The following is a 20,562-nucleotide window of genomic DNA, read 5'->3' as shown; positions in this document are numbered from 1 at the left end:
GGTTTTTAATGACAAACCATCATGAAGAAAGCTCCAGACAGACCATTGAGCACGCGAAAGGACTTGTGATCGATTCCATTGCGGAAACGATGGATTTGTATGGAGTGACCCGGAGTGCAGGGACTTTATATGGGACCATGTACTTTGAAGATGATATGACGTTGGATGAAATGCGTGAAAAACTCGGAATGAGTAAGCCTAGCATGAGTACAGGAGTGAAGAAGCTCCAAAATTACAATATTGTCAAGCAAACGTTTCGAAAGGGAACACGCCGTCAGACTTTTGTAGCTGAAAAAGACTTCTTCAATTTCTTCTCCAACTTTTTTACGAAAAAGTGGTTGAGGGAAGCTAAAACCAATTTGGACGCGATCAAACTTGCCCAAAAGGAATTGAAGGATCTCCTGGAACATTCTGAAACCGACGAAGGGGTAAAAGAAGAAGCGGAGCAAGTCTATCAGCAACTCGAAGCATCCAAACCTTATTACCATTGGTTACAGAAGCTCGTTGATTCTATTGAGAGCGGAGAAATTTTCGAATTTCTTCCTGTCGACCAAGAAAAATAAAATACCGCCTCTCTGAATAACGGTCATCTGTTATTTAAGGGAGACGTATGGACTTTATAATTTGCAGAATATTCAGATAAAAATAAGTTAAAGGAGTGACGTCATTGCAATCAAATCAACAACCATCTTTTTTCGCTAAAAACAAAGCCGCAATTATGATCGGAACGCTCTTAGGTGTTTTCGTCCTCTACATGGCCTTCACAAATGAAAACATTCAATGGGGCGGTTTTATCGCCATGATTGTTTTTTATGCCCTCGTTTATTACATCGGTGCCGTCTTCGCCACAAATAAATCCGGAACTCTAGCAGACATGATGGTCGCAAACCGCAGCTTACCCCTCGGAGTCGCTATGTTCACAATGGCTGCCACATGGGTCGGCGGAGGTTATGTCAACGGTACGGCTGAATTTACTTACAGCGACGGTCTCGTATGGGCTCAAGCTCCATGGGGTTACGCTTTAAGTCTAATCATTGGGGGTATTTTCTATGCCCGTAAAATGCGCCGCTATGAATTCCTCACCATCATTGATCCACTAGAACAACGTTTCGGTAAAAAAATGGCGGGTGTCCTTTACATTCCTGCTTTACTTGGGGAAATGTTCTGGAGTGCCGCAATTTTAACCGCTCTTGGTACAACATTTGGGACCATCCTGAACATAGATTTCACCACATCCATCATCCTTTCAGGAATCATCGCCATCGCCTATACCGTGGCCGGAGGCATGTGGGCTGTCGCCTATACAGACGTCTTCCAAATGGCCATTCTATTAATCGGTCTCCTTTTAGTTGTTCCATTTACGTTGGGTCACGTTGGCGGCCTTGAAAATGCCTGGGGAGACTATTCAGCCGAATTCGGTTCTTACGCCAATCTATTTCCACCCTTGAATGGATGGCAGGATCCCGCATGGGGGAACTGGTTCTGGAACTGGATCGACTATGCCCTCCTTCTCATCTTTGGTGGTATTGCTTGGCAAGTCTATTTCCAGCGTGTCCTTTCAGCAAAAAATGAAAAAACCGCGATGTGGCTATCCATCACAGCAGGAATCATCTGTATCCTTGCAGCCATCCCTGCCGTTCTGATCGGAATTGTCGGCGTGAATATGGACTGGGCAAGCATTGGACTTCCAACTCCTGAAAACCCAGCTGTCATTCTGCCGCACATCCTAAGGTATTTAACACCTGAACTCGTATCCGCTATTGGACTCGGAGCTCTCGCAGCAGCGGTCATGTCCTCCATGGACTCGTCCATTCTTTCTGCATCTTCGATGGCTTCATGGAATGTGTATCGCCCTTTGCTTAAACCGAACGCAGACTCTGATCAATTGAAAAAAGTCATCAAGCGCACAATCATCATCGTAGGTGTCGGAGCTATGATTATTGCATTAAATGTGAAAAGTGTTTATACGCTGTGGTATTTAGCATCTGACCTCGTGTACACGATCCTTTTCCCGCAGCTTACCATGGCACTCTTTTACAAAAACGCGAACCTTTATGGATCCATCGCCGGATTGTCTGTCGCTTTATTCCTTCGTTTAGGTGGCGGTGAACCAGCATTAGGGCTGCCGGCATTCCTGCCATATCCTATGATCAACCCTGACGGAATCGTCCTGTTCCCGTTCCGTACCCTTGCTTGTATAGCAGCATTTATCATGATTTTCGTTGTCTCTGAATGGACGAAGAAAAAATGTAAACCTATGCCACTTCTCATGCCAGAGGAGAGAAAACAAGAGAATAAGGCTTCTTAATTGATACGAAAAGCGCTCCAAATCAGCCATTGGAGCGCTTTTTTATGAGGTAAGTTCCATCTTATTCTCTATGAAACGTGATGAAGGAATTTCTGTATATCTTTCTTCGATCTTAGTTGGATCACACGCTTCTCACGACCAATTTCCTGAAACGAGAGGAGTCGCTTCTGCATGTTCTTTTTTCGTTTCCGATAGGTCGTCAGAATAAACTTCAAAAAGTCTGCTTCCATTCGTTCGCTGCAGCCTTCCCCAAGGTCTGGACGCGTGCTTCCCCTGTATGTCCACCACCGCTTTAAGACCCGAAATAAACAGGTCGCTAAAGGAAGCTCTAAATAGATGATCGTGTCCGCTCTCTCTGCCCGTATCTCGTATGTATTTCTATAATTTCCTTCAATGATCCACTGGTCTTTTTCTACCACGTTTCTCTGTCTCTCCGAGAAGTCTTCAAGAGTCGCTTCCTGCCACCCCGGCTCCCAATAAAAACGATCCAGATGATACACATCGATCTCAAGCTTCTCTCCTAGTTTCTTTGCAAACGTCGATTTCCCAACACCTGAAGAAACACCAAGCACCATGATTCTCTTCATCCGTCTACCTCCTTTTCAATTTTCCGATAGAAAACCCCTCAAACAACCGACCTCCGTATGGATTCAGCACCTCATCAACCAATTCAATGACCCTCTCTTTCTCCCCACTTTTGTAAAAATGGTCAAGACACTGGATCAATCGCTCCGCAAAAAGAGCATCATAGTTTCGTAGTGACCGAGGCAGCCATTTTGATGAACCGCTCCATTGTCCATGCGCTCGTAAATAAAACTCACTCGTCTGCTCTGCTAGTTTCGCTGCAATAAAAAGGGATTCCCCAAGATCTGAACAGCCTACGAAGTCTTCCAGGGCATCGGTAAGAAAATAGCGCTTTTGGTCGAGTGTCTCATCTGACCAGGCGTCCGGTCCCTTCTTCAACAGATCCGCTGCTTCATTTTTGACAGCTTCCAATCGATCATCCCACTTCAGTACCTGCCCCTCCGTAACCATTCGCGGCATCGAAGGTTGTCCCCGCTCGCAATCACTTTCGAAAAAAGCACGGTAGGAGGACCAACTATGAACAAAAGCTTCGACCGGCCATGCACCCGCATAAAAAGACTCGCGAAAAGAAGACGGTACGTTCGAATCGAAGATCACCACGTCCAAATCGGATGTGCTTGTCGCCTCTCCCCTTACGACGCTTCCCGCGAGAAGGGCAGCCTCACAAGTTGGATAACGCTCAGCGATCATATGTTGTGCAGCTTCAAATGCCTTCATCCGCTCACCCTTTCCAAAATAACTTCCGCTCTCTTGTCGATTGCCTCAGGGAGAGCATTACAGCTGAAATACTTTAAATCCAGCGTTTCTACATCATCCACTTTGAAGTTTCCACGAATCCCGGACGCTGAAAAACAAGCAATGACATTGTAGACCTCATCTCCATTCGGGTACCGGTAGAAAAAGTCTTCCCCTGAAAACGTTCCGACTAAATGCACATCCCGGGCCAACAAGCCTGTTTCTTCTTCCAGCTCTCTGACCGCCGTCTGCTCGAGGGTCTCTCCTGGTTCCATCGCCCCGCCCGGAAGCCCCCATTCTTTTGTATCTTTCCGGTATTGAAAAAGCAGTTCTCGCTGATCATTCTCAACAAGAATGGTAGCACCTGCAACAACAAGTGGCTGTGTTCCAATCATTCTTCTCATTCTTTGAACGTAGTCTATTTCAATCCCTCTCCTTCAACCTTTTTCAAGGAAGGGTGCAAATAAATGAAAGAAGCGAAGGTGGAGATAATCCCTCCCATAACGAGAGTCATGGATGTGCTTATGTATTCACCAATGAACCCAGCCGTCAATGCAGCAACAGGCATCAATGCCCATGTCATGAACCGGCTCGTCGCCTGCACCCTTCCGAGTAAATGCTGCGGCGTCAGCTTTTGTCTTAACGTTACAATACATGGACTGCTGATGGAAGCGCAAATGGTCCCGACAGCATTCAATAGAGCCAGCATAAAGAAAGATTGATAGAAACTGAATAGGATGATGGAAAGACCACCTATTGTTCCACATCCAAAAAGGAGCGTACGGTAGGCTAATCTCTTTCTAAGAATAGGAGCAAGCATAGCCCCTCCAATGGCACCTAGGCCGCCAATCGAAAGGATCCATCCGATTGACACTCCAGTGAATCCAACTGTTGCTTTTAAATGAACGATGAGCATTGTTAAAAAAAGTGTCGTTCCAAAGACAGAGAAGAACATCGCAATATTTGTGTATAGAAGTGGCTTTTGATCTTTTACATAGCGGAACCCTTCTTTCATCTCATCGAAAAACGCACACTTGTTAACTTGGGAAGGCTCCTCTTCCAACTGCAAACTCCAAACCACTAGAAAACCAATGAAAAATGTAAGGCTGTTGATGATGATTCCCACTCCTGGATTGTAAAACGTTACAATCCAGCCCCCAAGCCCTGGAGCAAGAAAGACAGCCGTATGAAACATTCCTGTGTTCCATGAGTTTACAAGGTCGAGATCCTGCTTTCTTACGAGTTTTGGAACAGATGCAAATTGTGAAGTTTGATAAAGTTGTCCAAGCACACCAATAATGAACGCCGTCGGGTAGAGAACATAGACGGTGATCGTTCCATACAGGAACAATACGCCAATGCTGCCGAGTAAAAGAAAGCGGGAGAAATCACAAAACAAAAGAATCCGCTTCCGGTTGAGCCGGTCAGCAAAAACACCCGCAAGCGGCTGCATGAATACAGGGACTCGTTCGATAGCCGCGACTATTCCCATGCTGAGCGGTGAGCCGGTAAGAGCCAGTACCATCAAAGGGAGTGCGATCAAGTAGATTTGATCACCAAAAAAGGATACTAAATTACCTCCCATGAAACGGAAAGCCTGCCGGTTGGCCTTGAATGCCGGTTTCTCCTCGGCCTCCCATACCTCTGCTCTATTCATTTTTCCTCTCCTAAAAACAACTCCAATTCTTTCGGAAGCATTTCCCACGCGCGGGGACTAACATGGTACCGCGGGCCATAAGCGACGATGAGCCGGGCGGATTTCAATAACTTCAAATGATGATAAACCGTCGTTTTCCCCATACCGATTTCCTCGGTCATTTCTTTCAAGGTACGCCCGCCCTCCATCAGGATCTTTAACATGCGTAAGCGATTCTCATCTCCGAGTGCCTTGAATTTTTGAACGAGCATCTGATCCGGAACATAAGGATCATGAGGATGGATGTTTTCATTGGATACAGGGTAATAGAAGATCTTCGCTCCTTCAATATCCGCTTCCACATTCCAGGGACGGTATATGTATTGTGGAATCATGAGGACTTTATACACACTAGGTTCCGGCACGTAACGAATGCCCTGGGTCGCCCACTCCACAAAATCCTCCGCTTCCATCTTCGCTATCCGCTTATTCTTTGAATCGGCATCGCGTTCTAGAATCCCTCTAAGTTCTTCCTCTTGCGGCTGAACAACCGACTCAAACCAACCTGTCATCACCTGTTGGATATGACTCTTTAAATGGCTCCCATCCACCTGACTGATATAAGCGATGTAACGCGGGAAAAACACATTGTCTTTAGATGCTTCCTGGAGCCGGGCCACTGCCCTCTGATCTCCTTGAGAAGCAAGTGTTCGATCTTCCTGATGGTCTTTTCCTAGATAAGGAATCGCGTGGTAACGCATTTCTTCTTCTTCAAGTCCTTCGACGAAATGGTTGAATTCCGATACGGATTCCACATCCTTTTCATGAAGCAATAGCAAGATCGTTTTCCATGTATTCTGTTTCTGCACCATTTCTAAATGACCCAACATTTCCTCTGACAACGATTGTTTGATTGCCTGCCATTGTTTATCTGTGTACTCCAGCGTGTCCAATAGTTTTTCATTCGTGATCGCAGCGATGCCTAAGGCGGCTTCCCACAAAAGGGAATGCTTCACTTCCACTCGATACGTCTCTCGCTTTCTCGAACCCATAGAAAATACTTCCATCTCATCACCTCTTACAGCCATTCTATACTTGTAGAATTATAAATTCAATATAATTTGAACTAATATTCAAAAAATACACGAAGTTGTTTTTCCATTATTTGCATGACCTGGTACAACATTATTTGACAGATGATTATTGACACAAAAAAGCATCGATCTGTACGAACAGATCGATGCTCACTGTCATGATTAGGATAAGTTTTCGCTCCAGTCAATCGTGGCTTCCCCTTCAAGGAAACGCTCTGTGTCCATGGCTGCCATACAGCCTGTGCCTGCAGCTGTAATCGCTTGGCGGTACTTTTGATCCTGCACATCCCCACACGCGAAAATCCCTGGGATATTCGTATTGGTCGTACCTGGATCAACGAGAATATAGCCTTTTTCATCCATATCCAGTTTCCCTTTCACAAAGTCGGTATTGGGGTTATGACCAATCGCCACAAATATCCCATCCGTTTCAATGACATCTTCTTCTCCTGACTCATTGTCTCGAACTTTGATGCCACTGATTTTCATGCCATCCGACACCATTTCGACCGGCGTTTTGTTTAAGGCCCACGTCACTTTATCATTTTCTTGAGCTCTCGTTTGCATGATTTTCGATGCACGGAGCTCATGGCGACGGTGGATGACTTGGACCTCGCTCGCAAATTTCGTAAGGAAAGTTGCCTCTTCCATTGCGGAGTCCCCTCCACCGATGATGACGACTTTCTTTCCTCTGAAAAAGAACCCATCACACGTCGCACATGTGCTGACGCCTTTTCCGAGGTTTTCCTTTTCACCTGGAATGCCGAGCATTTTTGCTGATGCTCCTGTAGAAATAATCAACGTTTCCGTCTCTAGTTCACCTAAACCATCGACATGAAGCTTGAATGGACGCTCCTCTACTTCTACATCGGTCACCCATCCACGCTTGAAAGTGGCGCCGAAACGTTCCGCCTGCTTTTTCATGTTATCCATAAGCTCTGGACCCATGATGCCGTCAGGGAACCCTGGAAAATTTTCAACTTCTGTCGTAAGCGTCAACTGACCGCCTGGCTCCGGCCCCTCAATGACGAGTGGTTCCATGTCCGCTCTTGCTAAGTAAACGGCTGCCGTCAACCCGGCAGGGCCTGTGCCTAAAATAATGGATTTATAAGCCATTCCAAACTCCTCCTTCAACAAAAGGTTTCCTCCTTAGAGGTATAACCTTATTTGATGCGAGTCATGCCTATTTCCACTATATTCAGTTCAGCTTGGAATATTTTTCACTCACCCGTTTCAGCGAACGTTTGGATACGTGCTTCAATTTCGTCACGCACACGTTGGAAGAATGCCCACTTCTCTTCTTCTGTTCCTTCTGCTTTCGCAGGATCATCGAATCCCCAGTGGAAACGATTCACATGTGGAGGCGTCATCGGGCACTTATCGTTTGCATCTCCGCAAAGAGTAATCGCGTATTCAGCATTGTTCAAAATATCCGCGTCGATGATATCAGAGGTTTGATCTGTAATATCGACATCCACTTCGTTCATCGCTTTCACTGCGTTCGGGTTCAACCCGTGTGCTTCAATTCCTGCTGATTTGACCTCATACTTGTCGCTCAAGTATTTCTTACCAAAACCTTCCGCCATTTGGCTGCGGCAAGAGTTTCCTGTGCATAGAAAATAAATGACTGGTTTGTTAGACATGTAGCATTTCTCCTTTTTGTTTGTAAGATTAGAGAATCAATAACCATAGATATAGACCGACGAGTGTAATGAATAAGGTCGGCACGGTAAGGATGATTCCGACTTTGAAATAGTACCCCCATGAAATACGGAACCCTTTCATGGATAGAACGTGGAGCCACAATAAGGTCGCTAGAGACCCAATCGGTGTAATCTTCGGCCCAAGGTCTGATCCGATCACATTGGCATAAATGAGGGCTTCCCTCATCGTACCTGTCGTATTCGTATCAGCTATAGCAAGAGCATCAATCATGACGGTCGGCATGTTATTCATGATGGAAGAAAGAATGGCTGCAATGAAGCCCATGGACACTGTGGCAGTAAACAAGCCCTGGTCTGCCGTGTACTGAATGACATTGGAAAGGATATCAGTCAAACCGACATTTCGAAGTCCGTAAACGACCACATACATCCCCACAGAGAAGAAGACGATCGCCCATGGTGCCCCTTTAATGACATCTCCTGTTTGCACAGCCGCACTTCTTCTCGCCATCAACAGGAAGAAGATCGCGACAATTCCAGCAATGATGGAAACAGGAATCCCAAGTGGTTCACTTGCGAAATAACCAATCAACAGAACAGCAAGGACGCCCCACGACATACGGAACATCTTGTGGTCCTGGATCGCTTCCTTCGGCTTCTTCAACTGAGATAAGTCGTAATTGTCCGGAATACTCTTACGGAAAAATAAGAACAAAACAAGAATACTTGCAACGAGTGAAAACAAGTTCGGAACAATCATACGTGAAGCATACTCTATAAACCCAATATCGAAGAAGTCTGCAGATACAATGTTCACGAGGTTACTGACAATCAGTGGCAGAGAAGTCGTATCTGCAATGAAACCACTCGCCATAATGAACGGGAGGATCATGGCTTTTTTGAAATTCAAGTTCCTTACCATCGCAAGAACGATCGGTGTCAGTATCAATGCCGCTCCGTCGTTTGCGAACAGTGCAGCAACAACAGCGCCCAATAAAGTCACATAAACGAACATCCGCTTCCCGTCACCTTTAGCCACACGGGCCATATGAAGGGCCGCCCATTCGAAGAATCCAATCTCATCTAAAATTAACGAAATAATGATAATGGCAATAAAAGCTAATGTCGCATTCCAGACAATATCGGTAACGGCAAGCACGTCTTGAAAATCAACGACACCAAAAATCAAAGCAAGAATGGCACCCGCACAAGCGGACCAGCCGATTCCAAGATTTTTAGGCTGCCAAATGACAAAGACGAGCGTAAGTACAAAAATAATCGTAGCAATCCATGCTAAACTCAAAAAACAATCCCCCTAGCTATCGCATTGGATCCGCAATCCCGCTTCTTCCAATGCTGTCAATTTCTCTTTTTGGTCTGGAATTTGTTCCAAAACCTGTTGTATGATCGGATATGTTTCATGTGATGTGTTCAAGGAATAGAAAATCCACTGCCCTCTTCGTTGTTCTTTCACAAGACCAGCGTCCCGCAGCTTTCTCAAGTGCTGACTGATCGAAGGCTGACTCATCTGCAACACTTCCACAAATTCACACACACAGCAATCACTATCTTTTACTAAACCAAGAATGGTAAGCCGCGTCTTATCTCCTAAAAGCTTCAACGTTTGAGCGGCTTGTTCTAACTCAATGATTGTCTTTTCCATCAGAATCACCTCACCCTCCATCATAATATAAGTATATGCTTATATATGCAAGAGAAAATTTATATCCACTTAGAGCATTCAGATGAGGTCTCGCACCAAATCCGCCCTGAAACGACCTCTGGTTCCAGTTGAAAAACTTCGGAGAGCTTCTTTATGAGATGGGAAGAGGGATAAATCTTTTCGCATTCCAATCGTTCAACGAAGCTGACGTCCTCCCCCAAGAGAAAAGCCACTTGCTCCTTACTCATCAACTTAGGCTCTCTTAAACGACTCCTTCATGGTTGCATATAAGAATATACTTATACAATACTCCCTCAACGTAAACCTCATGTGAAGAGGAGGTGTCATTCGTGTTAAATCAAATTTTTTTGATTTAACACTTGCTTCAAAGATCACCAGCGCTTACAATGAAAATTAATCAATTATTTTTGATTTAAGGAGGTTGTACAATGAAAGAGACCCCCGTTCAGGAATCATCCCTGTCGAAAACTTTTCAAACCTACCAGAAAAAATTTAAAGCCTTAGCTGATGAACGCCGACTGCAAATCATGCATCAAATCACTCAGCAAAAAGAGGTGTGTGTCTGTGATCTTTCTGACACCATGGAGCTACCTCAATCGAAACTTTCTTACCACCTTAAAATTTTGCTTGAAGCGTCTCTGATCAAGAAAGAAACAAGAGGAACCTGGAGCTATTATTCTTTAAATGAAGAGGAAGTAAACCATTTATTATCCGAGGAGCTCTGCTGTCTGTTCCGACATGATTGATCCAAAGCGCATGAGTGGCTGCGCTTTCCTTTTTCGTTTATTAATCAAAAAATATTGATTTATGAATGTGACCATATGTTTATAACAGAAAAGCGAAAGCATCCGTTAGAGAAATCGATTAGAAAACTATAGATTCGCTATACAAGTATCAACGGTATATCAACTTTTTTTGATGAAAGGTGTGATGGAAATGCAAGACACAATCTACAACTTTTTCTCCCTGGCAACGGAATTAACGATTCTGTTTATTGGTATATCGTTTCTTATCTATCTTTTTCAAGGATTCATTCCTTACGAACGCTTGGAATCGCTTATGAATAAAAGTCATCCGCTCATAGGTGCAGGAATTGCTGTGCTTTTCGCGTTTGTGACCCCTTTTTGTTCCTGTTCAACCATTCCAATCGTTGTTCATCTCTTAAGGAATCAAATCAGCTTTCCCATCGTTATGATTTTTCTGTTCGCTTCTCCTGTATTAGACCTTACCATTCTCACGCTTATGACAGCCATCCTTGGTTGGAAGGTCGCCTTATACTACACCCTTATCACAGCTGTTCTATCTATCGCGATCGGATTCCTATTGCATGAATTAGGATTCGAAAAACAACTCAAACCTGTAATCATGGAAAACTACCAGCCCCCCACTTCTACAAACAAGGTGGACATCAGTCAGGCAATCTCGGAAACATGGTCACTTATGAAAAGTGTCTATCCCTTTTTATTGATTGGAGCAGGGGTGGGTGCCTTTATTCATGGCTTCGTACCTGAAGAGTGGATCACCCGTTACATGGGAGGCGAAAGCTGGTGGCTTGTACCCATTGCTGCACTCTTAGGACTTCCGTTATACATCCGCTTATCCACAATGATTCCTATTTCACACATGATGATCGCCAAAGGAATGGCATTGGGGCCCGTAATGGCTTTGATGATCAGTTCAGCAGGTGCTAGTCTTCCGGAAGTAAGCCTGCTTCACAGCATATTCAAAAAGAAATTGGTTTTCACCTTTGTAGGTTCAGTAATTGCCATGTCCACCCTATCCGGTTTTCTTTTCTACTTGATTTAAAGGAGGTGAGTATATGAATGTATTTAAAAAACTTTTTGAAAAGAAAAAAGAAAAAGCTTGCTGCAAAGTCGTGATAGAAGAAAAGAAAGAAAATAAACATGCTACAAAATAAAAATACGGCCCTTCGAGAGAAGAGGCCGTTCTTATGATTTAAGCCACCTGCTTACACGCTTCAGCACACTCATAACAAGCTTTTGCACATTCCTGACAGTGCTGATGATCATGCTTCTTACATTCATCTCCACAAGCCTGACAGATCTTCGCACAAACCCCTGCTAATTCAGAAACAAACGGAGAATTTCTGGAAATCGCCTGTTCTAAGTATCCGCAAATATCGGCACATTCACGATCCGTACGAATACATTCCGCCATCATTTTTACGTCTCCCTCTTTCAAACAAGCGTCATAACAATGGTTACACGCTTCCATACAAGCATGAAGCTTCTGAATAAGATCCTGATACTTTTCATGTGACATCCAATCTCCTCCTTTTTTGGTGTTCTTTAGTATGTATCTCAAAAGAGACTTTTATAAACCGATAGAGGATAGAAGACCAAACAAAAAGTATATTTTAATCATAGACTATTCTAGCCAATCTTTTTGATGGAGGAGAAAACCATGTATAGAAGGAGAGGACCGATACGCAGACCGGGATTCTGTGTCTTTCCCGGCTACAAATACTGCGGGCCAGGATGCAGCGGCCCAGGTGAACCTGTGAATGCCGTGGATGCCGCGTGCAAAGCACACGATGAATGCTATCGTTACCGCAGAGACTATTGTGCTTGTGACCTTGCTTTCATCAATCAGCTAGAAAGGTTACAAAATCCATATACTACAGAAGGTCGTCACGCCAGGACTTTATACAAATACATGAGAGTCCAGCGACTCTTCACCTGCTTCTAAAAATACGCTCCACCCCTAATCACCAACCTTTTGGTGATTTTTTATATGGACGATGATGGATGTGAGTGATTCAAAGATCTAGCTGGATTATGGAAAACTTAATTTCGGAGTGAAGGGGGCTGCGGGGAATGACTCACTTTCCACAGGAGCACGGTGAGCCTCCTCGGACTGCCGTCCTGGAGGTCTCACCAAGCCCTCTCTCCCCGAAGGAGTCTCCCCATTCCCCTCCGACCCTTTCCCATGTAAGATTCTCGAAAATCACCTGGAATAATAGGCTTTTATGATTTATCAAATTGTATAATATAAATCTCTCACAGCGGGTATTAAGGAACGAGTGTCAGGGCGAGGAAGATAGAAGACCCTTTTTCCCGTAGCCCTTAAACGCATACCAATGTTTCGAAACCAAGCCTCCCACAATACATATCTGATACATAAGTGTTACATTTTCACACCCATGTTCAAAAAGAATGCTTTATAATTGAAGAATAAGGAAGAGTTCACTTTTCAAACGTGTTACATGTGCTTATAATAGTCATCAGCACGCTTTTTTGCTTCGCCAACATGAGAGGATGTATAACCAAAGATGAAATTTGAAGAAAGATTCGATTGGCAGCTCTTTTTTATTATGTGTTGTTTCATAGCCGTCAGCGCAGTCGCTCTTTTCAGTGCCCAACAAAGCACACAATATAATGATAACTTCGTACTTAAACAGTTGGTTTGGTATGGACTCGGTGGAATCGTCATCGGTTTTATGCTGCTTGTCGATCCTGAAGATTTCAAGAAGATCAGCTGGTACTTATACGGATTCGGTATTATTCTATTAATCGCTCTAATCGTTGCTCCCCCATCAATCGCCCCTGTCATTAAGGGACAGAAGAGTTGGTTCGCCCTTCCAGGGTTATCTTTACAACCTGCGGAGCTTGTAAAGATATTTACCATTCTTGTCCTCGGGCGAATTTCCGTTGAACATAATCATAAGCATCGCTCTTCCATAAAGATGGATTTGTTCTTATTGTTAAAATTAGGAGCGGCTACCGGCCTCCCGGTTCTGTTGATCATGCAGCAGCCCGACTTGGGGACAAGCCTTGTGTTCATCGCTATTTTAGCGGGATTTGTTCTGATCTCAGGCATCTCCTGGAAAATCATATTGCCGATGTTCGCCGCCATTTCAGCTATGGGGACGGGACTGATCTGGCTTGCACTAAAAGCGCCTGAACTGCTCGACCGCTATTTGGGCGTGAAGGAGTACCAACTCGGTCGTATTTACTCCTGGTTCCAGCCGACCAAATATGAAGACTCTTCCGGCTATCACCTCGTCAAAGCGATGAGAGCGATTGGTTCCGGACAGCTTTATGGTAAAGGATTCGGCGAAAGGGAAGTGTACTTACCAGAAGCCCAAACCGATTTCATTTTCAGTATCATCGCAGAAGAATATGGTTTTCTCGGTTCTTGTATCGTCATCATTTTATTCTTCCTGTTGATCTACCGCTTCACAACCATTGCTTTTAAAGCGAACAGCAATTACAGCTCATATGTAATGGTCGGAATCATCAGCATGATCGCCTTCCACGTATTCCAGAACATCGGAATGTCTGTACAGCTGCTTCCGATTACAGGGATCCCACTTCCGTTCATTAGTTATGGAGGGAGTGCCCTGCTCGGAAACTTGATGGCGCTCGGAATTGCTTTTTCGATATCCTATCACCATAAGACCTATATGTTTGGCGAATAGAGAAACACCATACAAAAGGGGACGTCTTCGGACGCCCCTTTTTTTAACCGTATAATTCTCGTATACCATCAATTCCTATCGATCGAATTGGCGATTTCCACTAACTCATCCGGGAAAAATTGATCAGAAACGCGTTGATCCATACTTAACCTGTACTGCCATTGCTCCGTTTCAAAAATGAAGACGTGAAAACCCGGGACTTTTACAAAAACCCCTTTCCCTCCTGTCTCCAACCTTACCTGTTCTATGATTCGCTTTTCATGAATGTATAGATTGTTCTCTACAGGACGAAGATCAACATTAAAATGGTTTTCAGGTACATGCTCATTCAAGTACTCCACATTTAATTCCACATTGTCTTTGCCGCCTAACACATTCACCCTGGCTAACACATGAGTAAATGCCAAGGAAGGAAGCTTCTTTGGCAGAAATACTTTCCTGTTCATTTGCTGTTCAAATTCTTTCACTGCTTCTTCCAACGATTTGTATCCATATTCAGCATAGAACTCTTCAAGAGGCTTGGGCTGATCCACTTGGGCTTGAACGGGCGTATGGAAAAACCACAGGCCTGTCATTAACAATAAAACGAGGGCATATTTCTTCATTCAAGCACCCCTAACTACATTCCAATAGATGTATTTTCCCCATGTTTTCTTTCTCCTATCCAGATGCAAGTATGAAAAAAACTGGCACCCGAACCGGGTGCCAGTTTCACTAAATCTTTATTCTACCGTAACACTCTTTGCAAGGTTACGTGGTTTATCAACATCACAGTCACGGTGAAGCGCTGCATAATATGAAATCAGCTGAAATGGAATGACAGAGACAAGAGGTGTCATAAGGTCATGGACTTGAGGAATGACGAAAGCATCGCCCTCTTTGTTCAAGCCTTCCATACTGATGATCATGCTGTTCGCACCACGTGCCTCCACTTCCTGGACATTTCCACGGATGGAGTAATTGACATTCTTTTGTGTTGCAAGAGCAATGACAGGTGTACCATCTTCAATCAAAGCAATCGTTCCGTGCTTCAATTCACCACCGGCGAAACCTTCCGCCTGGATGTAAGAGATCTCTTTCAACTTCAGAGAGCCTTCCAGTCCTACGTAATAGTCAATGCCGCGGCCGATGAAGAAGCAGTTACGAGTGGTAGATAGATACTCTCGAGCCAAGTCTTCCAATTTTTCTTTTTGATCGGTTAAAGCTTCCATACTCGTCGCTACGATGGCTAGCTCCTGCATTGGATCAAAATCAAGTTCAATGCCCTTCGCACGCGCTGTATCGACGGCTAGAATTGCAAGCACAGCCATTTGTGCTGTATACGCTTTTGTAGAAGCTACAGCAATTTCAGGTCCTGCATGCAGGTGCATCGTATAGTCTGCCTCACGGGAGAGGGTGGACCCTGGCACGTTCGTAATCGTCAGCGCCGGGTGGCCAAGTTCTTTTGTCTGCACAAGGACAGAACGGCTGTCTGCCGTTTCACCACTTTGAGAAATGTACACGAACAATGGTTTCTCAGAAAGGAGTGGCATGTTGTAAGAGAATTCACTAGCTACATGAACTTCCACTGGGATGTTCGCTAGTTTTTCGATGAACTGTTTACCTAGAAGTCCGGCATGGTAACTCGTACCTGCTGCGATGATATAGATACGGTCGCACTCTTTCATCGCTTGGCGAATTTCAGGATCCAGCTTGATTTCATCTTTCTCATTTTGATATTCCTGAATGATTTTACGGATGACGAACGGCTGTTCATCAATTTCTTTCAGCATGAAGTGAGGGTATGTTCCCTTCTCGATATCTGTTGTATCCAGTTCTGCTGTAAAAGGTTCACGCTCAACTTTCGTACCATCAGGCTTTTGGATTTCAACACCATCACGACGAACGGTTACGGTTTCTTTATCCATAAGCTCAAGGAATTGATCCGTTACGTGAAGAGCTGCCATGGAATCACTGGCTACAACGTTGAAATCATCGCCGATTCCAACTAGGAGCGGACTCTTATTCTTAGCAACATAAATCGTATCGTGATCTTCACGATCGATCATCGCAATGGCATAAGAACCCGTCAAAAGATCGACTGCTCTACGGAAGGCCGCAGCTACATCGTTCATTTCTTCATTCAACACTTCGATCAATTGAACAATGATTTCCGTATCTGTTTCACTCTTGAACTCTACACCGCTCAAGTACTCGTCACGAACGTCCACATAGTTCTCAATGACGCCATTGTGAACGATTGTGAAGCGTCCGGAAGTGCTTTGGTGCGGGTGTGCGTTTTCTTCACTAGGAGCGCCGTGCGTCGCCCAGCGTGTATGACCGATGCCATGTGTTGCTTTAACACTTGAATCGACTGCTTCACGCAAGGATGCGATCCGACCTTTTACTTTCGTTACGTCCACTCCATTTTCGTTCAACGTTGCAATACCCGCTGAATCATAGCCGCGGTACTCAAGCTTTTCCAATCCATTCAATAAAATCTCTTTTGTATCCTTCTGTCCGATATATCCTACTATTCCACACATAATTGTTGTCCTCCTGTTATCGGAGAAGGGCAACGAATGCACCGTGTATTTCAGGGGCTCTTCGCTGCCCCTCTCCCGTTATTCTTTCTGTAATCACTTCGTCCTGAATGTTTTGTTCGGAAAGTCACCTTCCCGTTTTACATTCGGACATGCGGTTGAAGTGTGGCAACCGGGAGGCATCCGCCGAATACTCGATGAACCTCCACCTCGTCAACTGTGTTCATGTTAAGCCGTCACACACAGTCCTGGCGCTTTATAAATGGGTATAACCTCGATCCTCCTTAACTGTTTCAAAATAAAGTCCTTCTTGTCTGTTTTCCGCTTGAATGGTTTCTCAAACTTCGAATTCGGCATTTTTTAAAAGGACATGTTTAATTGTACACAGCCCCCTGAGACGGGTCAATAAAAATTGTAACCGTTACAGAAATGTAAGGACCTTGTAATAGGATATGCGCAGATCACACGTCATGTGTGACCTGCGCAAGCCCTTGTATCTACTCGTTCAAACCAAGTTCTTCTTCAACGACTTGGACAACCTTATCGCAATATTCTTCGCATTGTTCTTCGGTTGGCGCTTCTACCATGATCCTTACAAGAGGTTCTGTTCCGGAAGGGCGTACTAGAACACGTCCACTCCCATTCATTTCCTCTTCTACCGCCTGGATAGCTTCCTGGATTCTAGGATGCGTTTGAACTTTATTTTTATCAATGACGCGAACATTCTTCAGTACTTGAGGGAATTTCTCCATTTCACCGGCAAGCTCTGATAGTGGTTTGCCTGTTTCTTTCATGACATTAACCAATTGGAGAGCCGAAAGCATGCCATCTCCAGTCGTGTTGTGATCAAGGAAGATGATATGTCCAGATTGCTCTCCCCCAAGATTATAACCACCACGTCGCATTTCTTCCATGACGTAACGATCCCCTACAGCTGTTTTATCACTCTTCATCCCATTCGCTTCCACAGCTTTATAAAAGCCAAGGTTACTCATGACCGTAGAGACGACAGTCGAATGATTCAACGTACCATTCTCATTCATATGTTTAGCACAGATGTACATGATTTTGTCTCCATCGACAACATTGCCTTTTTCATCAACCGCAATTAGACGATCTCCGTCCCCGTCAAAGGCAAGTCCAACATCCGCTTTCTTCTCTTTCACAAGGTTTTGTAATGGCTCTGGGTGTGTGGAACCGACACCATCATTAATGTTCAAACCATCCGGCGATGAACCGATTGAAGAAATATCTGCTTCAAGGTCCGCAAATAAATGGGATGCCAGTGATGAAGTCGCTCCATGGGCACAATCGAGTGCGATATGCATGCCTTCAAAATCATAGTCAACGGTTTGCTTCAAGTGCTGCAAGTACTTTTGTCCGCCCTCAAAGTAGTCATTGCTTTGACCAAGGTCCGATCCTGAAGGTCTCGGAAGGTCATCTTGCTCTGCGTCAATCAATGCTTCAATTTCCTGTTCTTGATCATCGGTCAATTTAAAGCCATCTGGACCGAAGAACTTGATTCCATTATCCTCAACAGGGTTGTGGGAAGCTGATATCATAATTCCTGCTTCTGCTTGTAGTGCTTTCGTCAAAAAAGCTACGCCTGGTGTAGAGATGACACCAAGTCGCATAACCTCTGCTCCAATCGACAGTAACCCGGCAGCCAATGCACCTTCGAGCATCTCACCTGAAATCCTTGTGTCACGTCCAATTAAAACTTTCGGACGCTCGACACCTTTAGTTACGACATAACCGCCGTAACGCCCAAGTTTGAATGCAAGCTCCGGTGTCAATTCCTTATTTGCGACTCCTCGTACGCCATCCGTTCCAAAATATTTACCCATAATCATCTGACCTCTCTTTCTATGCTTTCCATCGATCTATGTTTCAACCATTGATTCGTTAAGGTTGCTCTGTGCTGCTTTCTTCTTCTGCTTCACCTTCAACAACTTCAATATCCACTTCAATCGTTTCAGGTTGAACAGAAGTTACTCCTTCAGGAAGCGGTATATCGACTTCTACGGTTTGATCTTCTGTCACTTCTGATACATCAACAGGGACTTCTGGAAGCTCATTAATGCCATCCAGCACTTCTTTCGGTCCGGAAATGATGACTTCTTCTGTTTCCGTACTGACGGATTCAATGAGTACGCCTTCCGTATTCCCTCCACGGGCAGCAACATTGATCGGGACGCTTTTCGTCCGGGAGGATATCGGTACAGATACATTCACAGTCGTTGGATCTACGAGGACATTCAGCTCATTCCCCTGATTATCGTAAACTTTGACCGGAGCTTCCTGTGCTTCAATCGACTCCGTGGCCCCTCCGACATCAATGATTGCTTTCACAGAGGCTACACGATCAATAACCGAGGATGCCCCCGTAATCGAAACTTGTGAAGGGTCTACCTGTGGTTCACCGAGTTCGAGCGTACTGTCTAAATTCGTTTGATTGATATAATCAATGTTTACTTCATAATTCTCTGTTATTTTTTCCTCAATCGTCACTTCGATGATTTTAGGATCAAGAGTGACCGCAAGCTGGTTGGATATGCCTGAGTGTTGTAAAGACACCTCATGTGTACCCGGACCGAGCCCGTTCAAATCTACAAAAACCGTAAAGTTCTTCTGCCGGGAAACGGGAGCGACAGCAGAGGTCGGCCCCTCAACAGAAACCGATACTTCTTGAGGAATTCCACTTACTACATATTCTTCACTATCGAACCTGATTTCCAATGGAATGTTTTCCATAACTTCCATGTCAGAAGACGACTGATTAAAGAATAAAGAATCAGAATCCATATTGTTGTCTACATTGACTGTCACCCATAGAAGTCCAGCAAGCATAAGGGATATAATCCTTATAAACCAAATACTCTTGAACCAATTATCCATTTTTCTTCCCCCTCCAGTTCCAACTTTTCACCGCAGGGGCGGAGTAATCCAATTCAGTACGCAATATTTCTTCTAACTTTACTTGATCAAGATCTCGATGCAATTCCCCGTTCTTGGTACAGGAAATAGCTCCTGTCTCCTCTGATACAACGATGGTTAGAGCATCCGTCACTTCACTGATTCCCATGGCTGCTCTGTGTCTCGTCCCGAGTTCTTTCGAAATGAAAGGACTCTCCGAAAGCGGAAGATAACAGGCAGCAGCGACGATTTCATCGTTCTTAAGTATGACCGCTCCATCATGGAGAGGTGTGTTCGGTATGAAAATATTGGTAAGCAGCTCGTTCGACAAATGTCCGCCGACGCGGATGCCTGTCTCCACGTAATCTCCCATACCAGTATCACGTTCTATGGTGATCAATGCACCGATTCGGCGTTTAGCCATATAGTTACAAGACTTTATGATCGCCTGTAACGTTTTCTCGGTGTCTTCTTCTTCTGAAGTATTCCTGCTGAAGAAACTTCCTCGTCCCAGTTGTTCTAAAGCTCTCCTGAGTTCAGGCTGGAACAAGATGATAATCGCGAGGAAACCCCACGTAATCGCTTGTGACATCAGCCACCTTAATGTGGTCAGTCCAAATAAATTACTCAATAACCATATTCCCAGAATAACGAAAATACCTTTTAAAAGCTGAACGGCTTTCGTACCCTGGATCAGCATGATTAATTTATATACAACAAACCAGACAAGGGCGATATCCACGGTAATCAAAAAATAATCTAAAACATCCAATCCCCCATCAAGCATGCCTACACTTCCTTTTAGATAAAATAAACCTTAAAAATTCACATTTACCATTATATCACATAACCTTTCCTGTATATATGGAGAACATACCGTTCTGCCCAAACCCCCATACGGTTCCCTACTTTTTAATTTTTTCAGACGAACTTTCGGTCCTTCCTTTTCAAAAAAAGAAAGCAAGGAAGCCTACGCC

Annotated in this window: 21 protein-coding genes and 1 pseudogene; 6 read left to right on the top strand and 16 right to left on the bottom strand. The window is 44.4% G+C overall.

The window, feature by feature from the left end; translation table 11 throughout:
• The first annotated feature begins 8 nt into the window (after positions 1-8).
• Together cudC and ACXACN_RS16105 are read left to right on the top strand one after the other, a co-directional pair.
• Positions 9-563: a choline uptake/conversion transcriptional regulator CudC gene (gene cudC / locus ACXACN_RS16110; RefSeq protein ID WP_474965774.1), complete on the top strand. Its 555-nt coding sequence runs from the start codon at positions 9-11 to the stop codon at positions 561-563.
• Between the two features lie 155 nt (positions 564-718).
• Positions 719-2,308, top strand: coding sequence for a high affinity choline transporter 1 (locus ACXACN_RS16105; RefSeq protein WP_474966894.1), 1,590 nt, complete (start codon positions 719-721; stop codon positions 2,306-2,308).
• A gap of 68 nt (positions 2,309-2,376) precedes the next feature.
• On the opposite strand, the gene ACXACN_RS16100 is transcribed toward ACXACN_RS16105, so the two are convergent.
• The 10 genes and pseudogenes from ACXACN_RS16100 to ACXACN_RS16055 form a co-directional block, all read right to left on the bottom strand.
• Entirely contained in the window at positions 2,377-2,895 is a 519-nt protein-coding gene (locus tag ACXACN_RS16100; RefSeq protein ID WP_474965773.1) for a P-loop NTPase family protein, read from the bottom strand.
• Between the two features lie 4 nt (positions 2,896-2,899).
• Positions 2,900-3,610 (bottom strand): nucleotidyltransferase domain-containing protein, encoded by a 711-nt coding sequence (locus tag ACXACN_RS16095; RefSeq protein WP_474965772.1) that lies wholly within the window; start codon positions 3,608-3,610, stop codon positions 2,900-2,902.
• Positions 3,607-4,023: an NUDIX hydrolase gene (locus ACXACN_RS16090; protein ID WP_474965770.1), complete on the bottom strand. Its 417-nt coding sequence runs from the start codon at positions 4,021-4,023 to the stop codon at positions 3,607-3,609. Before ACXACN_RS16090 ends, ACXACN_RS16095 begins: the two co-directional genes overlap by 4 nt.
• A gap of 23 nt (positions 4,024-4,046) precedes the next feature.
• Positions 4,047-5,285, bottom strand: coding sequence for an MFS transporter (locus ACXACN_RS16085; protein WP_474965769.1), 1,239 nt, complete (start codon positions 5,283-5,285; stop codon positions 4,047-4,049).
• On the bottom strand, positions 5,282-6,331 hold the full coding sequence (locus ACXACN_RS16080) for an ArsR/SmtB family transcription factor (protein WP_474965767.1): 1,050 nt from the start codon (positions 6,329-6,331) through the stop codon (positions 5,282-5,284). The genes ACXACN_RS16085 and ACXACN_RS16080 overlap by 4 nt, the downstream gene beginning before the upstream one ends.
• A 189-nt stretch (positions 6,332-6,520) precedes the next feature.
• On the bottom strand, positions 6,521-7,474 hold the full coding sequence (gene trxB / locus ACXACN_RS16075; RefSeq protein ID WP_474965766.1) for a thioredoxin-disulfide reductase: 954 nt from the start codon (positions 7,472-7,474) through the stop codon (positions 6,521-6,523).
• A gap of 104 nt (positions 7,475-7,578) precedes the next feature.
• Positions 7,579-8,001 carry an arsenate reductase (thioredoxin) gene (gene arsC, locus ACXACN_RS16070; protein ID WP_474965764.1) on the bottom strand — a complete coding sequence of 141 codons (423 nt, stop codon included), beginning with the start codon at positions 7,999-8,001 and terminating at the stop codon, positions 7,579-7,581.
• Between the two features lie 28 nt (positions 8,002-8,029).
• Complete coding sequence (locus tag ACXACN_RS16065; RefSeq protein WP_474965763.1) at positions 8,030-9,325, bottom strand: arsenic transporter; 1,296 nt, start codon at positions 9,323-9,325, stop codon at positions 8,030-8,032.
• 12 nt (positions 9,326-9,337) lie between these two features.
• The gene (locus ACXACN_RS16060) at positions 9,338-9,685 is read right to left on the bottom strand and encodes an ArsR/SmtB family transcription factor (protein WP_474965761.1); all 348 of its coding nucleotides are present in this window, start codon (positions 9,683-9,685) and stop codon (positions 9,338-9,340) included.
• 59 nt (positions 9,686-9,744) lie between these two features.
• Positions 9,745-9,942: pseudogene (locus ACXACN_RS16055) on the bottom strand (helix-turn-helix domain-containing protein); the annotation flags it as partial.
• A 192-nt stretch (positions 9,943-10,134) separates the two neighbouring features.
• Here ACXACN_RS16055 and ACXACN_RS16050 point away from each other — a divergent pair.
• Together ACXACN_RS16050 and ACXACN_RS16045 are read left to right on the top strand one after the other, a co-directional pair.
• Entirely contained in the window at positions 10,135-10,452 is a 318-nt protein-coding gene (locus ACXACN_RS16050) for an ArsR/SmtB family transcription factor (protein ID WP_474965760.1), read from the top strand.
• A 190-nt stretch (positions 10,453-10,642) separates the two neighbouring features.
• Positions 10,643-11,512 carry a permease gene (locus tag ACXACN_RS16045; RefSeq protein ID WP_474965759.1) on the top strand — a complete coding sequence of 290 codons (870 nt, stop codon included), beginning with the start codon at positions 10,643-10,645 and terminating at the stop codon, positions 11,510-11,512.
• Between the two features lie 150 nt (positions 11,513-11,662).
• Here the strand turns inward: ACXACN_RS16045 and ACXACN_RS16040 are convergent, their stop codons facing one another.
• Positions 11,663-11,989: a four-helix bundle copper-binding protein gene (locus ACXACN_RS16040; RefSeq protein WP_474965757.1), complete on the bottom strand. Its 327-nt coding sequence runs from the start codon at positions 11,987-11,989 to the stop codon at positions 11,663-11,665.
• 126 nt (positions 11,990-12,115) lie between these two features.
• Here ACXACN_RS16040 and ACXACN_RS16035 point away from each other — a divergent pair, with 126 nt between their 5' ends.
• Positions 12,116-12,415 (top strand): phospholipase, encoded by a 300-nt coding sequence (locus ACXACN_RS16035; RefSeq protein WP_474965756.1) that lies wholly within the window; start codon positions 12,116-12,118, stop codon positions 12,413-12,415.
• A gap of 583 nt (positions 12,416-12,998) precedes the next feature.
• Positions 12,999-14,147, top strand: coding sequence for an FtsW/RodA/SpoVE family cell cycle protein (locus ACXACN_RS16030; RefSeq protein ID WP_474965755.1), 1,149 nt, complete (start codon positions 12,999-13,001; stop codon positions 14,145-14,147).
• Positions 14,148-14,215: 68 nt separating this feature from the next.
• Here ACXACN_RS16030 and ACXACN_RS16025 read toward each other — a convergent pair whose 3' ends face one another.
• The 5 genes from ACXACN_RS16025 to cdaA all read right to left on the bottom strand — a co-directional run bounded on the left by ACXACN_RS16025 (position 14,216) and on the right by cdaA (position 20,372).
• Complete coding sequence (locus tag ACXACN_RS16025; protein ID WP_474965753.1) at positions 14,216-14,752, bottom strand: hypothetical protein; 537 nt, start codon at positions 14,750-14,752, stop codon at positions 14,216-14,218.
• A 117-nt stretch (positions 14,753-14,869) separates the two neighbouring features.
• Positions 14,870-16,672, bottom strand: a complete 1,803-nt coding sequence (gene glmS / locus ACXACN_RS16020; RefSeq protein ID WP_474965752.1) for a glutamine--fructose-6-phosphate transaminase (isomerizing) — start codon at positions 16,670-16,672, stop codon at positions 14,870-14,872.
• Between the two features lie 494 nt (positions 16,673-17,166).
• Positions 17,167-18,516 carry a phosphoglucosamine mutase gene (gene glmM / locus ACXACN_RS16015; protein WP_474966892.1) on the bottom strand — a complete coding sequence of 450 codons (1,350 nt, stop codon included), beginning with the start codon at positions 18,514-18,516 and terminating at the stop codon, positions 17,167-17,169.
• 58 nt (positions 18,517-18,574) lie between these two features.
• Positions 18,575-19,567 carry a CdaR family protein gene (locus ACXACN_RS16010; RefSeq protein ID WP_474965751.1) on the bottom strand — a complete coding sequence of 331 codons (993 nt, stop codon included), beginning with the start codon at positions 19,565-19,567 and terminating at the stop codon, positions 18,575-18,577.
• Positions 19,560-20,372 carry a diadenylate cyclase CdaA gene (cdaA, locus tag ACXACN_RS16005; RefSeq protein WP_474965749.1) on the bottom strand — a complete coding sequence of 271 codons (813 nt, stop codon included), beginning with the start codon at positions 20,370-20,372 and terminating at the stop codon, positions 19,560-19,562. The genes ACXACN_RS16010 and cdaA overlap by 8 nt, the downstream gene beginning before the upstream one ends.
• Positions 20,373-20,562: the final 190 nt, after the last annotated feature.

Source organism: Halobacillus sp. AWM4_238 (genome assembly GCF_056158265.1).
This window is presented reverse-complemented; position numbering and strand designations above follow the sequence as displayed.

Coding starts and splice junctions, on each gene's coding strand:
- ACXACN_RS16100 (WP_474965773.1), bottom strand. CDS start 2,895: ATGAAGAGAATCATGGTGCTTGGTGTTTCTTCAGGTGTTGGGAAATCG.
- glmS (WP_474965752.1), bottom strand. CDS start 16,672: ATGTGTGGAATAGTAGGATATATCGGACAGAAGGATACAAAAGAGATT.
- ACXACN_RS16060 (WP_474965761.1), bottom strand. CDS start 9,685: ATGGAAAAGACAATCATTGAGTTAGAACAAGCCGCTCAAACGTTGAAG.
- ACXACN_RS16080 (WP_474965767.1), bottom strand. CDS start 6,331: ATGGAAGTATTTTCTATGGGTTCGAGAAAGCGAGAGACGTATCGAGTG.
- ACXACN_RS16010 (WP_474965751.1), bottom strand. CDS start 19,567: ATGGATAATTGGTTCAAGAGTATTTGGTTTATAAGGATTATATCCCTT.
- cudC (WP_474965774.1), top strand. CDS start 9: ATGACAAACCATCATGAAGAAAGCTCCAGACAGACCATTGAGCACGCG.
- ACXACN_RS16045 (WP_474965759.1), top strand. CDS start 10,643: ATGCAAGACACAATCTACAACTTTTTCTCCCTGGCAACGGAATTAACG.
- ACXACN_RS16025 (WP_474965753.1), bottom strand. CDS start 14,752: ATGAAGAAATATGCCCTCGTTTTATTGTTAATGACAGGCCTGTGGTTT.
- ACXACN_RS16090 (WP_474965770.1), bottom strand. CDS start 4,023: ATGATTGGAACACAGCCACTTGTTGTTGCAGGTGCTACCATTCTTGTT.
- cdaA (WP_474965749.1), bottom strand. CDS start 20,372: ATGCTTGATGGGGGATTGGATGTTTTAGATTATTTTTTGATTACCGTG.
- ACXACN_RS16035 (WP_474965756.1), top strand. CDS start 12,116: ATGGAGGAGAAAACCATGTATAGAAGGAGAGGACCGATACGCAGACCG.
- ACXACN_RS16040 (WP_474965757.1), bottom strand. CDS start 11,989: ATGTCACATGAAAAGTATCAGGATCTTATTCAGAAGCTTCATGCTTGT.
- arsC (WP_474965764.1), bottom strand. CDS start 8,001: ATGTCTAACAAACCAGTCATTTATTTTCTATGCACAGGAAACTCTTGC.
- ACXACN_RS16050 (WP_474965760.1), top strand. CDS start 10,135: ATGAAAGAGACCCCCGTTCAGGAATCATCCCTGTCGAAAACTTTTCAA.
- trxB (WP_474965766.1), bottom strand. CDS start 7,474: ATGGCTTATAAATCCATTATTTTAGGCACAGGCCCTGCCGGGTTGACG.
- ACXACN_RS16085 (WP_474965769.1), bottom strand. CDS start 5,285: ATGAATAGAGCAGAGGTATGGGAGGCCGAGGAGAAACCGGCATTCAAG.
- ACXACN_RS16095 (WP_474965772.1), bottom strand. CDS start 3,610: ATGAAGGCATTTGAAGCTGCACAACATATGATCGCTGAGCGTTATCCA.
- ACXACN_RS16105 (WP_474966894.1), top strand. CDS start 719: ATGATCGGAACGCTCTTAGGTGTTTTCGTCCTCTACATGGCCTTCACA.
- ACXACN_RS16030 (WP_474965755.1), top strand. CDS start 12,999: ATGAAATTTGAAGAAAGATTCGATTGGCAGCTCTTTTTTATTATGTGT.
- glmM (WP_474966892.1), bottom strand. CDS start 18,516: ATGGGTAAATATTTTGGAACGGATGGCGTACGAGGAGTCGCAAATAAG.